Here is a 16,129-nt window from a genome sequence, read left to right as displayed (position 1 = left end):
TCGGGTTAGAAGATGCCGCCGGGGATCTGTGGTGCGCGTGCCAGCACGTCGTCGCTGACCACGAGGTTCAGCTGGTCGAGCTCACCTGGGGCCAGGTCCGCGGTGGCCTCGGCGACGGCGAGGAAGCGATCCTGCTCCGCCTCGTCCACCACGCCCTCGGCCAGGGTGCGGAACTTGTTGATGTAGTCGGCGCGGCCGAAGGGGCGGGCGCCCAGCGGGTGGGCGTCGGCCACGGCCAGCTCGTCGACGATCTCGGTGCCGTCGCGCAGGGTGACTACTGCCTTGCAGCCGAAGGCCTTCTCGGCCGGGTCGGTGGAGTGGTAGCGGCGGGTCCACTCCGGATCCTCCACGGTGGAGATCTTGTGCCACAGCTCCACGGTCTCCGGGCGCTGGGCGCGCTCGGGGGCGTAGGAGCGCTCGTGGTGCCACTCGCCGTCCTCCAGGGCGACGGCGAAGATGTACATCACAGAGTGGTCCAGCGTCTCGCGCGAGGCGTGAGGGTCGAACTTCTGCGGATCGTTCGAGCCGGTGCCGATCACATAGTGGGTGTGGTGGCTGGTGTGCAGCACGATGCTTTCCACCTGGCTGAGGTCCCCGATCTTGTCCCGCATGCGGCGGGCCAGGTCGATCGGCGCCTGGGACTGGTACTCCGCGGAGTGCTCCTTGGTGTAGGTATCCAGGATCGCCCGCTTGGGCTCTCCCGCCTCCGGCAGGGGTACGACGTAGTGGGCGTCCGGGCCGTCCAGCAGCCAGGCGATCACGCCGTCCTCGCCCTCCCAGATCGGGGCCGGGGCGCCCTCGCCGCGCATGGCGCGGTCCACGGCCTCCACCGCCATCTTCCCGGCGAAAGCGGGGGCATGGGCCTTCCAGGAGCTGATGAGCCCCTTGCGAGACTGGCGCGTGGCCGTGGTGGTGTGCAGCGCCTGGCCGACAGCCTGGTAGATCACCTGCGGATCCAAGCGCAGCAGCGTGCCGATACCCGCGGCCGCGGACGGCCCCAGGTGTGCGACGTGGTCGATCTTGTGCTTGTGCAGGGAGATTCCCTTGACCAAGTCCACCTGGATCTCGTAGCCGGTGGCGATGCCGCGGATCAGGTCGCGCCCGCCCAGCCCGCGCGCCTGCGCTACGGCCAGGATCGGCGGGATGTTGTCACCTGGGTGGGAGTACTCGGCGGCCAGGAAAGTGTCGTGAAAATCCAGCTCGCGCACCGCTACGCCGTTGGCCCAGGCGGCCCATTCGGGGGAGACGGTGGCGTCAGTACCAAAAACGGCGCTGGGCCCGGTGTGGCACAACGCCTGGGTGCGCGCCGAAGTTACTGGGCGGCGCAGGATGGAAGCGGCAGCGACGGCCGCGTTGTCGATAATGCGGTTGACCACCATGTCCGCGGTGTCTTGCGGCACCTCGACCGGGTCGGCGGCGACCTGCGCGACCTTCCATGCGAGGTGTTCTTCCTGCGGAAAGTCGTCGGCAGAGGGGTGGACGCGAACGTCGTGGTTAATCATCGCGGGGGTTAGATCCTTTCGGGAATTGAGGCTGTGATGCGCCTCACTCTAACGCCCCGCGACGGGTTATGTAGTTAAACAAATATTTTTTGACGCCAAAACGTCAGTGTTGCGCTGACGCGCTTAAGCGTGCTTTGCCTCCACGCGCTTGATGGCCTCCTCGGCAACCAGCTGCTGGATCCCCATGTCCAGCTCGGAGGTGAAGCCCACGCAGGAGCAGTTGATCTCGCCCAGGACGTAGGTGTCCTCGCCGGTCTCGTCGTCATCGGCCAGCATGAAGTCGGCAGTCCAGATCAGCGGGATGTTGTCGCCACCCAGCTTCTCGGCGATGACCGGGCGGGCCGCGGCGAACATGTCCACCAGGTCCTGCCACTCCTCCGGCTTCTGGTAGGTGTACTTCGCACCGGAGAACAGGGTTGCGGAGAACGCATCGCCGCCCTCGGCCGGCTTCTTGTGAACCACGAACACCGGGTGCGGACCGACCAGCAGAATGCGGATCTCGCCCTCGACGATGCGCGGCATGAAGCGCATGTCCACCAGCATGCCGTTGTCGCCGACGATGTACTGGTCACAGAAGTCCATGAACTCGCCCAGCTCGCGGACCTCCGTGTGGTTGTCTACAGCCTCGGTGCACTTCAGCTTGGTGTCCATAGGCAGGGCGGAACCCGGCTCGATGGACTCGGCCAGCTGCTTGTCCTCCAGCTGCACGCGCCAGATGCCGGAGCCGGTGGAGCCGCGGTTCTGCTTCAGCACGCGCTCACCGTAGGACAGGGAGGTAGGGAAGGTCTTGTGGAAGGAATCGACATCGTAGTAAGCCGTGGTATCGTCCGGCACCAGGTCGGTGTCGTTCAACTTCACCAGCGCATCCTTTGCGCCATATGCCATCATCTCAGCCGGGGTGGACATACCAACCAGGCCAGCTTGCTCCGTCAGCTTGGTCAGCATGTCGAAGTAACCCTTTTCGCCGCCGGGAATGTGGCCCGGGTTAACGCGGGAAATGTAGGCATCGTAGGTCGCAGCAACCTCGTCGTAAATCTCGTCGGCTTTCTCCGGGTCGAAGTAGACAACTTCGGCCCCCCAACCCTTCTCGCGGATAGCCTCAACGATCGGCATGGTGTCGCGGCGGTGGCCGTCCTCACCCTTGTCGTTTCCGCCCTGAACCTCAAAGACAACAATGTTCTTGTGCACGGTTTCCCCTAGCTCTAGAAGTAAAAATGCAGTGCGTATGGCCGTGTTTAGCCAACAACATAATTCTACGATCACTTGGCCCGCACGGCAGTGGAAGATAAGTGTGATCTAAAGCGCTAGACTTTCATTCGATCGAAAGGCAGGTAATTCATGGGAATCGAGTTCGACCCCAGCCCTCAGCTGAAGCAATATGCCCACCCAAACAAGCTGGTCACGAACGCGTGGCTAGGAGCGAAGCTAGGCACCCCCGGCCTGAAGGTCGTAGAAGTAGACGCGGATTCACTGCTCTACGATATTGGTCACATTCCCACCGCAGTGCGCTTGAAGTGGTACGAAGATCTTTCCGACCCGGTGTGGCGTGACCTTATTGGATCCCGGGAATTCGAAAAGCTCATGGACCGTCTGGGCATCAGCCGGGACGACACCGTGGTCTTCTACGGCGACCACGCCAACCTGTGGGCTATCTATGCGCTATGGGTCTTCGAGCTCTTCGGCCACCCCGACGTGCGCATCCTGGACGGCGGACGCGACGCTTGGATGCAGGAGGAACGGGAAATTTCCTACGCCGTGGATGAGGTTCCCCACCCGCCCGGCTACGCCGTGGCTTCCCGTCGCAACGATCACACAAACCGCATCTTCGTCGACGAGCTACGCACGAAATTCGAAGGCTCCCAAGTAATCGACCTGCGAAACGCAGAAGAGTACACCGGCGAAGTGACGCTGCCGGGCTACCCCATTCGCCGCAATGGCCACGTACCGGGAGCAGTAAACCTGCGTGCGGATTCCTCGCTACTGGCGAACTCACGTTTCTGCTCGGTTAAGGACATCGAAGCCAATCACGCTGAACTCGACCGCAGCCGCCCCACCGTTGTCTATTGCAATAACGGCGCCCGGGCAGCTCTCGAATGGTTCGTTTTGCGTTTCCTCTTGGGATGGGACGATGTGCGCGTTTACGATGGCTCGTGGATCGAATGGGGAAATATGATGCGCGTGCCCATCGAACGCAGCTAAGCGCGCAGTGTAGCCTCATTAACTAGCCTTTAATTATTTACCCGAAAGGATTGCCCGTGACTTCCAGCACCGCCGCTCCCTTGACGAAGGTACTGATCGCCAACCGCGGTGAAATTGCAGTGCGCGTCATCCGGGCTGCGCGCGACGAAGGCATCGCTACCGTCGCCGTGTACGCGGACCCGGATGCAGAGGCACCCTTCGTACGCATGGCCGACGAAGCGCTGGCTCTCGGCGGCCAGACCTCGGCGGAGACCTACCTGGACATCGAGAAGATCATCGGTGCTGCGCGCAAGTCCGGCGCCGACGCGATCCACCCGGGCTACGGCTTCCTGTCGGAGAACGCGGACTTCGCCCAGGCGGTCGTGGATGCGGGGCTGAACTGGATCGGCCCGCCGCCGGAGGCCATTCGCAAACTCGGCGATAAGGTCACTGCGCGAAACATTGCTCTTAGTGTTGACGCCCCTATGACTCCGGGCACTAAGGAACCTGTCGCGGATGCTGCAGAGGTCACCGCCTTTGCAGAGCGCCACGGACTTCCGATCGCCATCAAGGCCGCCTTCGGCGGTGGTGGGCGCGGCATGAAGGTCGCCTACACGATGGACGAGATCCCAGATCTCTTTGAGTCCGCAACCCGCGAGGCAATCACCGCCTTCGGCCGTGGCGAGTGCTTCGTGGAGCGCTACCTGGACCGCGCCCGCCACGTGGAGGCGCAGGTCGTGGCCGATAAGCACGGCAACGTTGTGGTCGCCTCCACCCGCGATTGCTCCGCCCAGCGGCGCTTCCAGAAGCTCATCGAGGAGGCCCCCGCGCCGTTCTTGAGCGAAGAGCAGAACGAGCGCATCTATTCCTCCGCCAAGGCCATCTGCCGGGAGGCCGGCTACTACGGCGCGGGCACGGTGGAGTACCTGGTGGGCTCCGACGGGCTGATCAGCTTCCTGGAGGTCAACACCCGCCTGCAGGTGGAGCACCCCGTCACCGAGCAGGTCACCGGCTGGGACCTGGTGCGCGAGCAGTTCCGCATCGCTCGCGGCGAGGAGCTATCTCGCACCGAGGATCCGGAAATTGTCGGCCACTCCATCGAGTTCCGCATCAACGGCGAGGACCCGACGAACAACTTCATGCCGGCCCCGGGCCGCATCCAGACCTACCGCGAGCCCGCCGGCCCCGGCGTGCGCATGGACTCCGGCATCGAAACCGGCGCGGTGGTCGGCGGACAGTTCGACTCCATGCTGGCCAAGCTCATCGTCACCGGCACCAACCGCACCGAGGCGATCCAACGTTCCCTCCGGGCGCTGGAAGAGTACGAGGTCGAGGGCATCCCGACCGTGATCCCCTTCCACCAGGCCGCACTGACCGACCCGGCCTTCGTCGCCGAAGACGGCAACTACCGCGTGTACACCCGGTGGATCGAAGAGGAATGGGACAACCAGCTGCCCGCCTACGAGGAGCCGCTCGCGCCCGCCGCCGAGGGCGAGCTGCCGAAGGAGAAGCTGGTCGTGGAGGTCGACGGGCGCCGCGTAGAGGTGCTGGTGCCGGGCGAGATCCTGGCGGGCCGCGGCTCGGTGAGCCGCGCGAAGAAGCGCCGCGCGAATGCCGCGGACATCGCCATCACCGGCGACACGGTGGCCGCCCCGATGCAGGGCACCGTGATCAAGGTGGAGGTCGCGGAAGGCGACGAAGTGGCCGAGGGCGACGTGCTGCTGGTGCTCGAGGCAATGAAGATGGAGAACGCCGTCAAGGCGCACAAGTCCGGTGTGGTGCAGTCCTTGAGCGTCGGAGGCGGCGATGGCGTCACCAAGAATCAGGCACTTATGGAGCTGAAGGACGACAGCTCCGCTGAGAACGAATAGACAAGACAGGAAACGCACCCCCATGACTGAAACTACCGCTGAGCAGGCTAACAGCTTCGAAAGGAAGACGCCGAAGGGCATGATCTTCCTCGGCCTTGGACTGCTGATCGTCGCCGTAATCACCGCTATCGTTTCGCTGGTGGGTGTGAAGGACTTCGGCAAGGGCTACGACGTACAGGCCGGCAAGGAGTACTACCTACTGGCCGATGAGGACGCCCTGACCGCGAAGGAGTGCACCCTGGTCGATAAGGAGGGCAAGCAGCTCGTCGACCGTATCGAGGCCGCGGATCTAAAGTTCAGCCAGGATGACCTGGAGATCTCCGACGTGTCCCTGCCCTTGACGAAGAACAAGGGCGTGTACACCTCGATCAAGTTCACCGAGGACATCGAGGGCGCCAAGTACACCTGCGACCAGGGCAACATCTACATCTCCAAGTACTCCTCCGGCACCCTGCAGGCACTGCGGTGGGTGACGATGCTGTGCGGCGCTGCGGGCGTAGCGATTCTGATTCTGGCGGCGTTTGCGAACCAGCGTAAGCGGGCCGCTGATGATGCAGATAGCGCAGCGGACACAGAGGACGCAGAGGACACAGAGGACACAGAAGACTGAGTGGTAGAAAACCTTACGAACCAGCTGACCGGGACCTTGGCTAAGTGGAAAAGCTCCAAGCGGGGCTACGTATTGGCGCTCGACCAGGGGACCACGTCTACCCGCTGCATCATTTTTGACGCGCACGGCAAGATCATCAGCTCCAGCCACATGGAGCACCAGCAGATCTTCCCGCGCCCCGGTTGGGTGGAACACGACCCGGAGGAGATCCGGCGCAACACCCGGCGCGTGATGGCGGACGCGGCGGCCTCCCGCGACATCCCGGTGGAAGAGTTCGCAGCGGTGGGCATCACCAACCAGCGCGAAACCACCGTCGTGTGGGACCGCGCCACCGGCAAGCCCATCTACAACGCCATCGTGTGGCAGGACACACGCACCGACAAGATCGTGAGCTCCTTGAGCGAGGAGCAGAAGACCATGATCTTCGAGCGCACCGGCCTGAACGCCTCCACCTACTTCGCCGGGCCGAAGATCCAGTGGATCCTGGACAACGTCGATGGCGCCCGCGAGAAGGCGGAGCGCGGGGAGTTGGCCTTCGGCACCATCGATTCGTGGCTGATCTGGGAGCTCACCCGCCGCTCGCACAAGAAGTCCAAGGCGGGGCGCAGCGACCATGCCCGGCACGTTACGGACGTCACCAATGCCTCGCGCACCATGCTGATGGATCTGCGAACCCAGACGTGGGATCCGGAGCTGTGCGAGCTGTTCGGCGTGCCGGAATCCATGCTGCCGGAGATCGTCAGCTCCTCCGAGGTCGTCGGGAAGGTCCGCCGCAGCGGGCCGGTGCAAGGCGTGCCGATCGCTGGCATCCTGGGCGACCAGCAGGCCGCAGCCTTCGGCCAGGTGTGCTTTAACCAGGGCGAGGCGAAGAACACCTACGGCACTGGCAACTTCCTGCTGATGAACACCGGCACCGAGCCGCAGTGGTCCGAGCACGGGCTGATCACCACCGTCGCCTACCGGCTTGGCAACCAGCCCGCCGTGTACGCGCTGGAGGGCTCCATCGCCGTCACCGGCTCCCTGGTGCAGTGGCTGCGCGACAACCTGGGGTTCTTCGACACCGCCGACGACATCGAGCCGCTGGCTCGCAGCGTGGACGATAACGGCGGTTGCTACATCGTGCCGGCCTTCAGCGGGCTGCTGGCGCCGCACTGGCGCCCCGAGGACCGCGGCATCATCGCGGGGCTGACCCGCTACGTGACGAAGGCGCATATTGCCCGCGCCGCGCTGGAGGCCACGGCCTTCCAGACCCGCGAGGTCGTTGAGGCCATGAACGCGGACTCGCAGGTGGATCTGAAGAACCTGCGCGTCGACGGTGGCATGGTGGTCAACTCGCTGCTGATGCAGTTCCAGGCCGACCAGCTGGAGGTGCCAGTGACGGTGCCGGAGGTCTCGGAGACCACCGCCCTCGGAGCGGCCTACGCCGCCGGCCTGGCCGTGGGCTTCTACCGAGACCTCGACGAGCTGGTTTCCCTCTGGCAGGAGGAAAAGACCTACTTCCCCAAGGGCGACCCGGAGGAGCGCAAGATCGCCTACGACAAGTGGAAGCGCGCCGTGGAGCGGACGTTCAACTGGACCGAGGATTAGGCACCGAGTGCTACCTTTAGAGGTATGAACGAACCGTCCCGCCGTGAAATCCGCATCTCCGATGTCGACCGTAGCGACGCTATCAGCGCGCTCGGTGAGCACTTCGCCGACGGTCGACTCACCATGTCCGAGTACGAGGAGCGCGTGCAGCAGGCCACCACGTCCCGCTCCGAGCGCGAGCTCGCGCAGTTATTCACCGACCTCCCACCGCTGGAGGCTTCGCGCGAGCTCGTTCCCTACTACTCCGCCCACGAGGTCGATCGCCAATACCGCAGCGGCAGGAACGTGCGTCTGGGCTTGCTGCTCAGCACCGTGATCGGCAGCAGCGCCCTGGCCATGCTCTTCAATGGCGTGTGGGCGAACTCCGCCATCCTGCTGCTACTAATCCCGCTGGTTTTCGTGCTGCTTTACGTCATGAAGGTCGGCCCGAGAGCCTGGTACGAGCCCAGCCCGGAGCAGTTGGAGCGCCAGCGCTTCCGGGAGCTGAAGATGCAGCAGCGCGCCCAGCAGGCGCAGTGGAAATTCGAGCGCAAGCAGCGCACCCACCAGCTGACCAGCAGCGCGATGAAGTTCGCGCAGAAGCGCCTTAACGGAACTGGTCAATAACCCCGGCGAACAGGCGGATGCCGATACCGAGGGCGCGCTCGTCGAAAACGATGTCCGGCTGGTGCAGGTCGGGCCTCTCCCCCTTGCCGGTCCACGCGCCCAGGCGCGCCATGGAGCCCGGCACGTGCTCCAGGTACCAGCTGAAGTCCTCGCCGCCGGTGGATTGCGGGGCCTCCTTCAGCGCGTTCGGATCTACGTCCTTGACGGCCTGCGCGAGTGCGGCGGTGGAAACATCGTCGTTCATCACCGGCGGCACGCCCTTGGTGTAGCGCAGCTCGAGCTCTGCTCCGGTGGGTGCCACCAGGTGCTCTAGGAGTTCTCGCAAGGTTTCTTCGCCACGACGCCACACTCCAACCTCCGCGGTGCGGAACGTACCGAGCAGGCGGACCTCCTGCGGAATTGCGTTGAACGTGGAGCCACCGTTGATCGCGCCGAAGGTCAGCACCGTGCCGGTGCGCGGATCCACGGTGCGGGACAGCAGGCCCGGCAGCTGCGAGGCGATGAGGCCTGCGGTGTACACCAGATCCGCCGCCAGGTGCGGACGGGAGGTGTGGCCGCCGTGGCCGCGCAGGATGATCTCCACCACGTCGCTGGCGGAGGTGATCGCACCGGTGCGCACACCGATCTCGCCGGTGCGCAGCTTCGGCTCGCAGTGGACGGCAAAGATGCGGGATACGCCGTTCAGCGCCCCGGCTTCAATGACGTCCACCGCGCCGCCGTCCATGACTTCCTCGGCGGGCTGGAAGATAAAGCGAACCTGGACTCCCAGGGCATCCTCCCCGTGGGCGTCAACAAAGTCGGCGAGGGCGACGGCCAGCCCCAGCACGATCGTGGTGTGGATGTCGTGACCGCAGGCGTGCATGACCCCCGGCACCTCGGAGGCGTAATCGAGGCCTGTGACCTCCTGCAACGGCAGCGCGTCGATGTCACCGCGGAAGGCGATGCGGGGCGCGCCGACGGGGCCAATGTCGGCGATCAGGCCCGTGGAGGGCAGAGCCACGGGCTGCAGCCCGGCGCGCTCGAGCTCGGCGGCCAGGAAGCGGGTGGTCTCCGTCTCCATGTGCGACAGCTCGGGGTTGCGGTGCAGGTGACGGCGCCAGTCGATGACCCGCTGTGCGTTGTCCCGCGTCCAGTTCTGCACAAACTGGGCGACGGAATGGGTGCTGCTTTCCTGCGCGCGTTCCTGTGTGCCGTCTTGCACTTGAATACTCACGTCCCTCTCACTTTTACTGACCTGTCTAGTCTAGCGCCTGCGGTATTCTTGGTTGGCATGACTGCTTCCCCAAATCCCTATGAACTGGCCGCAGAGGCTGCGGCGGCGCTGAAGGAGCGCACGGGCCTCGATTCCTATGACTGTGCCGTGGTCCTCGGCTCCGGGTGGCGCCCCGCCGCCGACGTGCTGTGCGAATGCGCGGAAGACCTGCAGGAATTCCCGATGTCGGAGCTGCCGGGTTTCCTGGCGCCGACCGCGCAGGGGCACGGCGGCACGGTCCGCAGCGCGCAGATCGGTGGACGTAACGTGCTAGTGCTGCTGGGCCGCACCCACGCCTACGAGGGCCACGAGCTGTGGCGCACCGCCCATGCGGTTCGCACCGCAGCGGCCGCGGGCGTGCAGACGATCGTGCTGACCAACGCCGCAGGTGGCCTGACCGAGGGCATGACCGTGGGCGAGCCGGTGCTGATCGCCGATCACATTAACTTCACCGCCAAGACACCCCTGACGGGCGCGAACTTTGTGAACCTGGTGGATGCCTACAGCCCCGAGCTGCGCGCCAAGGTGCAGAAGCTGCGCCCCGGCATGCGCGAGGCCGTGTACGCGATGATGCCCGGCCCGCAGTACGAAACCCCGGCAGAGATCCACATGCTGCGCACCCTGGGCGCGGGCCTGGTGGGCATGTCCACGGTCTACGAGACGATCGCCGCGCGCGAGGCGGACGTGGACGTGCTGGGGATCTCGCTGGTCACGAACCTGGCGGCGGGGGTTACCGGCGAGGCTCTGAACCACGAGGAGGTTCTGCAGGCGGGCAAGGAAGCCGCCAACGACATGGGCAAGCTGCTCGGCGAGCTGGTGAACAACCTATGAGCCAGTTGAAGTTCGGCACCGCCGGCCTGCGCGCCAAGATCGGCCCCGGGCCAAACGAGATGAACGTCGGCACCGCCACCCGCGCCACAGCCGGTGTGGCTGCGTGGCTCAAGGAGCGAAAGCGCCCCTTACGCGCCGACGGAGTTTTTCGTGCGGCTGTGGGCTATGACGCCCGCTACGCCTCCCACGCCCTAGCCCGCGCGACGGCGGAAACCTTCGCCGGCGCAGGCTTCGACGTGACCCTCATCGCGGAGCCCTCCCCCACCCCAGTGTTGGCGTGGCTGGTGCGCTCCCGGCGCATGGACGTGGGCGTGCAAATCACCGCCTCGCACAACCCGGCACAGGACAACGGCTACAAGCTGTACCTGGACGGCGGAGCACAGCTCGTCTCCCCCGCCGACCGGCAGATCGAGGAGCACATTGCCGCCCAGCCGACTGATGCGGCAGAGATCCCACGCTCCGAGGCGAAGTCGGTGGATCTGTCCGTGGTCTCCGGCTACGTCACCGAGCTGAGCACCCTGGTAGCCACCGGCCGCCAGGCGGAGCTGGCGCCGCGGCGAAAGCTGAAGATCCTCTACACCCCCATGCACGGCGTGGGCGGCAACGCCCTGGAATGGGCCTTGCGCGAGAACGGCTTCGGCAACGTGCACGCGGTGGCCTCGCAGCGCTGGCCGGACCCGACCTTCCCGACGGTGGACTTCCCCAATCCGGAGGAGCCGGGTGCCACCGACGCGCTGCTGGAGGAAGCCCGCGCCATCGACGCGGACCTGCTGATCGCGCTGGATCCGGATGCGGACCGCTGCATGCTGGGCCTGAAGCGCGCGGATGGCGAATACCACATGCTGCGCGGGGATGAGGCTGGCCCCTTGCTGGCGCGCCGGGTGCTGGCGGGCGTGGGGGCGTCCACAAAGAAAAAGCCTGTAGTGGCGACAACGGTGGTCAGTTCGCAGCTGCTGGGGCGCATGGCGCGCGCCGAGGGCTGGGACTACGTGGAGACGCTGACTGGCTTTAAGAACCTGGCGCACGCTGCCGACGGTCGGCCGGGTGAGCTGGCCTTTGCCTACGAGGAGGCGATCGGCACCGCGCCCGCGCCGCACATCGTGGCGGATAAGGATGGCATTGCGACGGCGCTGATCGCGGCGGCGTGGGCGGCCGAGACGGATCTGGCTGCCGAGCTGGACGACATCGAGGCCACCTATGGGGTGTTCAGGACCGCGCAGGTCAGCGCACGTTTCGACAGTGCGGAGCAAGCGCAGGAGCTGATCGCGCGCTGGGCGGACAACCCACCGGCAGAGCTCGCGGGTGCGGCCATGCAGGCCGGGCCGATCGAGGATTCCGCGGGCAACCGCACCGACGGCGTGCGGCTGGTGGGCACTTCCGGGGACATGGGGCTGCGCGTGGTCGCCCGCGCGTCCGGCACCGAGCCGAAGGCGAAGTTCTACCTGGAGGTCAGCGCGGTGCCAGGGGCGGATGCGCAGGCCGTGGAGGCGCTGCTGGAGCGCCTAAAGGTCGATGTTTCGGGGGCCGTATAGGCGGTCGCCGGCATCGCCCAGGCCGGGGACGATGTACGCATCCTCGTTCAGGCTGGGGTCGATGGTGGCGGTGAAGAGCCGGCGCACGCTCACGTTAGCCTCCACCAGCGCATCCACGCCCGGCTGGGCGGAGACCATGCACACGCAGGTGATGTCGTTGGCGCCGCGATCCTCCAGCAGGCGGATGGCGTGCAGCAGCGAGCCGCCGGTAGCCAGCATCGGGTCGACCAGGAACACCGGCTGGTCGCTGAGGTCGTCCGGCAGCGCCTCCAAGTAGGGCACGGGCTCGTGGGTGGTTTCGTCGCGGGCCATGCCGATGAAGCCGACTTGTGCGTCGGGGATCATGGACAGCGCCGGATCGATCATGCCCAGGCCCGCACGGATGACGGGCACGATGATCGGGGGCTTTTCCAGCCGCGTGCCCGTGGTGGTGGCCACGGGGGTTTCGAGCTCGAAGTGCTCTACCACCAGATCCGCCGAGGCCTCGTAGATCAGCATGGCCCCCAGGTCGGACAAAGCGGCGCGGAACTGTGCGTTGTCGCTGTTCTTGTCGCGCATGATGCTGAGTCGGGAGGCGACGAGCGGATGATTAACCACCTGAATTTCCATGGTTCCCCACTCTAGTTGATCCGCAAGTGAACCTTTTGCGCCGAGGCGGAGTCTAAAGAAGCTGCAGAGTGTTTTTGGGGAGGGTTTCATGCTTTCAGGGGATGCGTTAGCGGCCGATTCGGAACTGGTGGGGCGGCTAAAGGGGCGCACGCAGGATGTGAGTACCGCGCTGCAGGGAAAGGTCGCGCCACTGCACGGCGCCGTGGGTATGGTGGCGCCGCCGGCGCTCAAGGATTTTCTTCGGGTGCTGTCGACGGCGCGGGACGCCCACGATGGGTTGTTGCGGGATGCGGAAAGTTACTTTAATGACGCCACGTTTGCGCTCGGGAGCGTGCATCGCGGACTAGACGGGCACGAGGGCGAGTACTCCCATGCCTTCAGCGGGTTGAGGGAGGTCTGAGGTGCTGGACATAGCGAGCCTCGTGGCCCCACTGGCCGCGGCGATCCCCTCGCCCTTTAGTCCCGGCCTCAGCGCCAGCGTCTCTGGGGTAAGGGGCCTGCAGGATCTGGGGAATCTGGCGGCCTCCGCCCTGCAGGGACGGGCGGGCGATAACGTCCACGGTTCCCTGGACTCGGTGGCCAAGGTCGTTTCCCAGGCCTTAGGTGCAGGCGGCGCACTGGACAAGTTGGCGGGGCAGGCCGCCCAGGCCGTAGAGCGGGCAATCGGGGATTTGAGCGTCATCTTCGACGACTGCGTGCGGGAAGTCGGCCAGGCGGTGGCCACCAGCGGCATGGCCGGCCCGCTGGGCTTGGTTAATGGCCTCGGCGCGGCGATGCCGGTGGTGTTGCGACACGTCGGGCGGGCGGAAGATCGCATGCACACTCTAGAGGAGGAGCTGCGCGGGTTGACCCTGGACGTGCACGAGGTGAAGAAGGAACAGATCCCCGAGCGGTTGCCTGCCAGGAATCCGGACACGGCAGAGGTTGCGGCGCCGGCGTCACAAGATAGCAACAGCGCGCCGGGCGCACCGACGGACCAGGCACACAAGGCGGTAGCCGCGGCGAAGACGGCCCTGGGCACCCCGTATCAGTGGGGCGGGACGGTGCCGGGCAAGGGGCTGGATTGCAGCGGCCTGGTGCAGTGGGCCTACCAGCAGGCCGGGGTGGATCTGCCGCGCACGGCGAGCACGCAGGCGGTCGGGCCGCAGATTCCGCGCGCGGAAGTGCAGGCGGGAGACCTGGCCGTGTGGGACGGGCACGTGGCGATGATCGTCGACGGCGGGAACATGATCGAAGCCGGCGATCCAGTGCAGATCAGCCCCATCAGGCAAGACAATATCGGAATGCCGTTCAAGGGCTTCTACCGGCCGACGGCGGCGTAGGCGAATCGGCATCGGCAAACAGAGGAGAAAAACATGCCACTCATCAACGGACGATCCCACGGCAGCGGGTTGGCGCGCATCGTGAGCACTCCCCCGCCGCGCGAGTATCTGGCCGCGCAGTTCCTGGGCGAAATGCCGGAAACCGTGCCCGCGGTGCTCACGGCGGAGCTGCGCAACCGGCGGGCTGACCAGACGCAGGACTAAACACCGACGTAGCCAGACCGACCTAGTAGAATGCCAGCCATGGCAGCAGAAAATGGCTTGAGGACATTCGGCAACGGCATCGTCGCCGTGGAGTTAGAGATCACCAGCGGCACCTGGTACACCCTGTGGGCCCCGAACTGGCTGGTCAAGGGTGAGCGCTGGCAGGGCTTCCTGGGCGATGACGACGATCTTTTCGTCTTCGACTCCCCCGCCAAGCTCCTGGCTTTCCTCGAGGACGGCGGGCGCAACGAGCTGGCCGAGCACCCCAAGTGGGCGCAGTTCAAGTCCGACTTGGTCACAAATGTAGTGCCCACCCGCACCGGCAAGATCAGCCTGGTCGAGGTGCCCCGCAAGCTGGCTCAGCGCCCGGGCTATGAATCCACTTCCGCGGTCGCCCGCGGTTTCGATCTGCTGCGCTCCATAGGCAATGTCCTAGGTCTGAAGAGCGTGAACAACTGGTTCCACTCCTACTCCATCCTAGATAACGTGCGCCGCGGGCCGGACCACTACCAGTCGCAGAACGGCCTGGAAGAATGGTCGGGCGTTGGCCGCACCGTGCTGGATCGGTGGAAGGGCATGCTCGATGACGTCGAAGTGCACCTGACTGAGCCTGAGGTCGACGAAGAAAAGGTGAAGGACGCACAGAAGCGCATCGACGAGGCTCAGGAGGCCCGCGAGAAGCGCCAGAAGGAGAAGGAGGCCGAGGCGGCGGCTGCGGCCAAGGCCACCGAGGGCAAGGACGTCGATCCCTACGACAAGACCATCTGGGCAGACGCCGGCATCGATCCGATCCGCATCAGCCTGAACGGCCAGTACGTCTACACTCTGCGCTGCTACGTCGGCGACAAGCCGCGCTTCCTCGGCCGCCACGGGGAGATCAACACCTTCCCGAACTCTCGTGCCCTCGTGCGCTGGATTATTGACGCCCACGATCACGACCTCGAAGAGCTGGATACTTGGGGCGACCTGGTCAGCGCCGCCAACGCCGGTGAGCTGGAGGTCACGGTGCACGACTCGAACCAGTACTCCTTCGCTGGGCTGCACGACGACATTTCGGAATCCCTCGACGCCGTGGATACCGACCAGCTGGGGCGCGCCTACGAGCTGCTGGCGGACGCCGCGGACTGGGCGGGCGACGACGGCGTGAACAAGATCCTGCTGAGCTACCCGAAGCTGCAGAACTACCTGGCTTACATGCTGGGCTCCCCGTCGGACGCACAGCCATCCGCCCCCTTCGATGAGGAGGCGAAGGGCTGGAAGGCACTGGAGGAAGGCCTGATTAAGCGCTTCACCCGCTTCTAGAAATTAGATGGCTGGCCCTGGCCAGCCCCACTGCCCCTGCTGGCTGGGCTGGCCCCAGGTCACTTTCGCCTGGTGGTTGCTTTTAATCAGCGCAAATAGTCCCAGAGCGACGATCGCCAGCGAAATGGCAATTGCAAAATAAACGCCGATTTCTGCACTCCCTTGGAAGACCTCCTCGAAAACCAGGCCTTCTTCCCGCAGTCGAGCACCCTCTTCCCTCTCCATGGCCTTCAATGCTCGCTGGATCTTCATGATCGACCAGATCGCCCAGCCTAGACCCACCAGGCCCGCGCCGATGAACATGGAAGAGGCCACACGCGGCTTCACCGCCTGCCACAACATGACGGCACCCACAATCAGTAGCGACAGGGCTGCGACATTGGCTGGTACGCCGACTCCGGCACTGCTGAACTTCGAATCAACAACGTCAGCACCTTCCGGAGCACCTGTGACGACAACCCTGCCCCAGCCGTTCACATTTAGCCTCATAATCCCTTCATCGTGATTAAACCTCAGCTCCGTCCATCCGAGAAAGCTCGCAGTGAACATAAGCAAGGCTAAAGCTGTGGCGCCGCCGGAGACGAGCAGCATCCATGTGCCGGGACGGGAGCCATACGACGGGTTTGGTTGCGGACGGTAGCCGTATCCAAACTGAGGGTTTCCACCCATCGCGCCGTAGGGATTGGGATTGTTCATGGATCAATCACTTCCGGTCATTCACGG

The 16,129-nt window shown here is 65.1% G+C and carries 16 protein-coding genes; 11 read left to right on the top strand and 5 right to left on the bottom strand.

The genetic code is table 11. The features are described from left to right. Positions 1-5: 5 nt before the first annotated feature. Both prpD and MHX52_RS05880 read right to left on the bottom strand, forming a co-directional pair. Positions 6-1,502 carry a 2-methylcitrate dehydratase PrpD gene (gene prpD / locus MHX52_RS05885; RefSeq protein WP_239317103.1) on the bottom strand — a complete coding sequence of 499 codons (1,497 nt, stop codon included), beginning with the start codon at positions 1,500-1,502 and terminating at the stop codon, positions 6-8. Between the two features lie 123 nt (positions 1,503-1,625). Beyond that, positions 1,626-2,690 carry a Cj0069 family protein gene (locus tag MHX52_RS05880; RefSeq protein ID WP_239317101.1) on the bottom strand — a complete coding sequence of 355 codons (1,065 nt, stop codon included), beginning with the start codon at positions 2,688-2,690 and terminating at the stop codon, positions 1,626-1,628. 150 nt (positions 2,691-2,840) lie between these two features. On the opposite strand from MHX52_RS05880, the gene MHX52_RS05875 reads away from it, so the two are divergent. From MHX52_RS05875 to MHX52_RS05855, 5 genes are read left to right on the top strand one after another with little or no spacing between them, the layout of a single operon-like run. Beyond that, a complete protein-coding gene (locus tag MHX52_RS05875; protein ID WP_239317099.1) occupies positions 2,841-3,701 on the top strand; it encodes a sulfurtransferase in 861 nt (286 codons plus the stop codon). 56 nt (positions 3,702-3,757) lie between these two features. Next, positions 3,758-5,551 (top strand): acetyl/propionyl/methylcrotonyl-CoA carboxylase subunit alpha, encoded by a 1,794-nt coding sequence (locus tag MHX52_RS05870; protein WP_239317096.1) that lies wholly within the window; start codon positions 3,758-3,760, stop codon positions 5,549-5,551. 22 nt (positions 5,552-5,573) lie between these two features. Beyond that, positions 5,574-6,161: a hypothetical protein gene (locus MHX52_RS05865; protein WP_239317094.1), complete on the top strand. Its 588-nt coding sequence runs from the start codon at positions 5,574-5,576 to the stop codon at positions 6,159-6,161. Beyond that, positions 6,162-7,748, top strand: coding sequence for a glycerol kinase GlpK (glpK, locus tag MHX52_RS05860; protein ID WP_239317092.1), 1,587 nt, complete (start codon positions 6,162-6,164; stop codon positions 7,746-7,748). A 24-nt stretch (positions 7,749-7,772) separates the two neighbouring features. Then, complete coding sequence (locus tag MHX52_RS05855; protein WP_051901660.1) at positions 7,773-8,354, top strand: DUF1707 domain-containing protein; 582 nt, start codon at positions 7,773-7,775, stop codon at positions 8,352-8,354. Here the strand turns inward: MHX52_RS05855 and MHX52_RS05850 are convergent. Then, a complete protein-coding gene (locus tag MHX52_RS05850; RefSeq protein ID WP_239317090.1) occupies positions 8,335-9,567 on the bottom strand; it encodes an amidohydrolase in 1,233 nt (410 codons plus the stop codon). The genes MHX52_RS05855 and MHX52_RS05850 overlap by 20 nt on opposite strands. A 57-nt stretch (positions 9,568-9,624) precedes the next feature. On the opposite strand from MHX52_RS05850, the gene MHX52_RS05845 reads away from it, so the two are divergent. Both MHX52_RS05845 and MHX52_RS05840 read left to right on the top strand, forming a co-directional pair. Then, positions 9,625-10,437: a purine-nucleoside phosphorylase gene (locus MHX52_RS05845; RefSeq protein WP_035004389.1), complete on the top strand. Its 813-nt coding sequence runs from the start codon at positions 9,625-9,627 to the stop codon at positions 10,435-10,437. Beyond that, positions 10,434-11,969 (top strand): phospho-sugar mutase, encoded by a 1,536-nt coding sequence (locus tag MHX52_RS05840; RefSeq protein ID WP_239317088.1) that lies wholly within the window; start codon positions 10,434-10,436, stop codon positions 11,967-11,969. The genes MHX52_RS05845 and MHX52_RS05840 overlap by 4 nt, the downstream gene beginning before the upstream one ends. Here the strand turns inward: MHX52_RS05840 and upp are convergent. Next, positions 11,940-12,578 carry a uracil phosphoribosyltransferase gene (upp, locus tag MHX52_RS05835; RefSeq protein ID WP_070487854.1) on the bottom strand — a complete coding sequence of 213 codons (639 nt, stop codon included), beginning with the start codon at positions 12,576-12,578 and terminating at the stop codon, positions 11,940-11,942. The genes MHX52_RS05840 and upp overlap by 30 nt on opposite strands. Positions 12,579-12,666: 88 nt before the next feature. Here upp and MHX52_RS05830 point away from each other — a divergent pair, with 88 nt between their 5' ends. From MHX52_RS05830 to MHX52_RS05815, 4 genes are read left to right on the top strand one after another with little or no spacing between them, the layout of a single operon-like run. Next, positions 12,667-12,978 (top strand): hypothetical protein, encoded by a 312-nt coding sequence (locus MHX52_RS05830; protein ID WP_049049799.1) that lies wholly within the window; start codon positions 12,667-12,669, stop codon positions 12,976-12,978. A gap of 1 nt (position 12,979) precedes the next feature. Continuing rightward, entirely contained in the window at positions 12,980-13,900 is a 921-nt protein-coding gene (locus tag MHX52_RS05825) for a C40 family peptidase (protein WP_239317086.1), read from the top strand. Between the two features lie 33 nt (positions 13,901-13,933). Then, positions 13,934-14,104, top strand: a complete 171-nt coding sequence (locus tag MHX52_RS05820; RefSeq protein ID WP_005291698.1) for a hypothetical protein — start codon at positions 13,934-13,936, stop codon at positions 14,102-14,104. A 39-nt stretch (positions 14,105-14,143) separates the two neighbouring features. Further along, entirely contained in the window at positions 14,144-15,406 is a 1,263-nt protein-coding gene (locus MHX52_RS05815) for a hypothetical protein (RefSeq protein WP_035004394.1), read from the top strand. Between the two features lie 3 nt (positions 15,407-15,409). Here the strand turns inward: MHX52_RS05815 and MHX52_RS05810 are convergent, their stop codons facing one another. Further along, the gene (locus tag MHX52_RS05810) at positions 15,410-16,102 is read right to left on the bottom strand and encodes a hypothetical protein (protein WP_239317084.1); all 693 of its coding nucleotides are present in this window, start codon (positions 16,100-16,102) and stop codon (positions 15,410-15,412) included. Between the last annotated feature and the right edge of the window lie 27 nt (positions 16,103-16,129).

Source organism: Corynebacterium sp. ACRQJ (assembly GCF_022346045.1).
Classification (GTDB): Bacteria; Actinomycetota; Actinomycetes; order Mycobacteriales; family Mycobacteriaceae; genus Corynebacterium; species Corynebacterium evansiae.
This window is presented reverse-complemented; position numbering and strand designations above follow the sequence as displayed.

What these genes read in the sequence shown, in the direction of transcription:
- prpD (WP_239317103.1), bottom strand. Translation starts at nt 1,502, where the DNA reads ATGATTAACCACGACGTTCGCGTCCACCCCTCTGCCGACGACTTTCCG.
- MHX52_RS05875 (WP_239317099.1), top strand. Translation starts at nt 2,841, where the DNA reads ATGGGAATCGAGTTCGACCCCAGCCCTCAGCTGAAGCAATATGCCCAC.
- MHX52_RS05865 (WP_239317094.1), top strand. Translation starts at nt 5,574, where the DNA reads ATGACTGAAACTACCGCTGAGCAGGCTAACAGCTTCGAAAGGAAGACG.
- MHX52_RS05855 (WP_051901660.1), top strand. Translation starts at nt 7,773, where the DNA reads ATGAACGAACCGTCCCGCCGTGAAATCCGCATCTCCGATGTCGACCGT.
- MHX52_RS05845 (WP_035004389.1), top strand. Translation starts at nt 9,625, where the DNA reads ATGACTGCTTCCCCAAATCCCTATGAACTGGCCGCAGAGGCTGCGGCG.
- MHX52_RS05840 (WP_239317088.1), top strand. Translation starts at nt 10,434, where the DNA reads ATGAGCCAGTTGAAGTTCGGCACCGCCGGCCTGCGCGCCAAGATCGGC.
- upp (WP_070487854.1), bottom strand. Translation starts at nt 12,578, where the DNA reads ATGGAAATTCAGGTGGTTAATCATCCGCTCGTCGCCTCCCGACTCAGC.
- MHX52_RS05830 (WP_049049799.1), top strand. Translation starts at nt 12,667, where the DNA reads ATGCTTTCAGGGGATGCGTTAGCGGCCGATTCGGAACTGGTGGGGCGG.
- MHX52_RS05820 (WP_005291698.1), top strand. Translation starts at nt 13,934, where the DNA reads ATGCCACTCATCAACGGACGATCCCACGGCAGCGGGTTGGCGCGCATC.
- MHX52_RS05815 (WP_035004394.1), top strand. Translation starts at nt 14,144, where the DNA reads ATGGCAGCAGAAAATGGCTTGAGGACATTCGGCAACGGCATCGTCGCC.
- MHX52_RS05810 (WP_239317084.1), bottom strand. Translation starts at nt 16,102, where the DNA reads ATGAACAATCCCAATCCCTACGGCGCGATGGGTGGAAACCCTCAGTTT.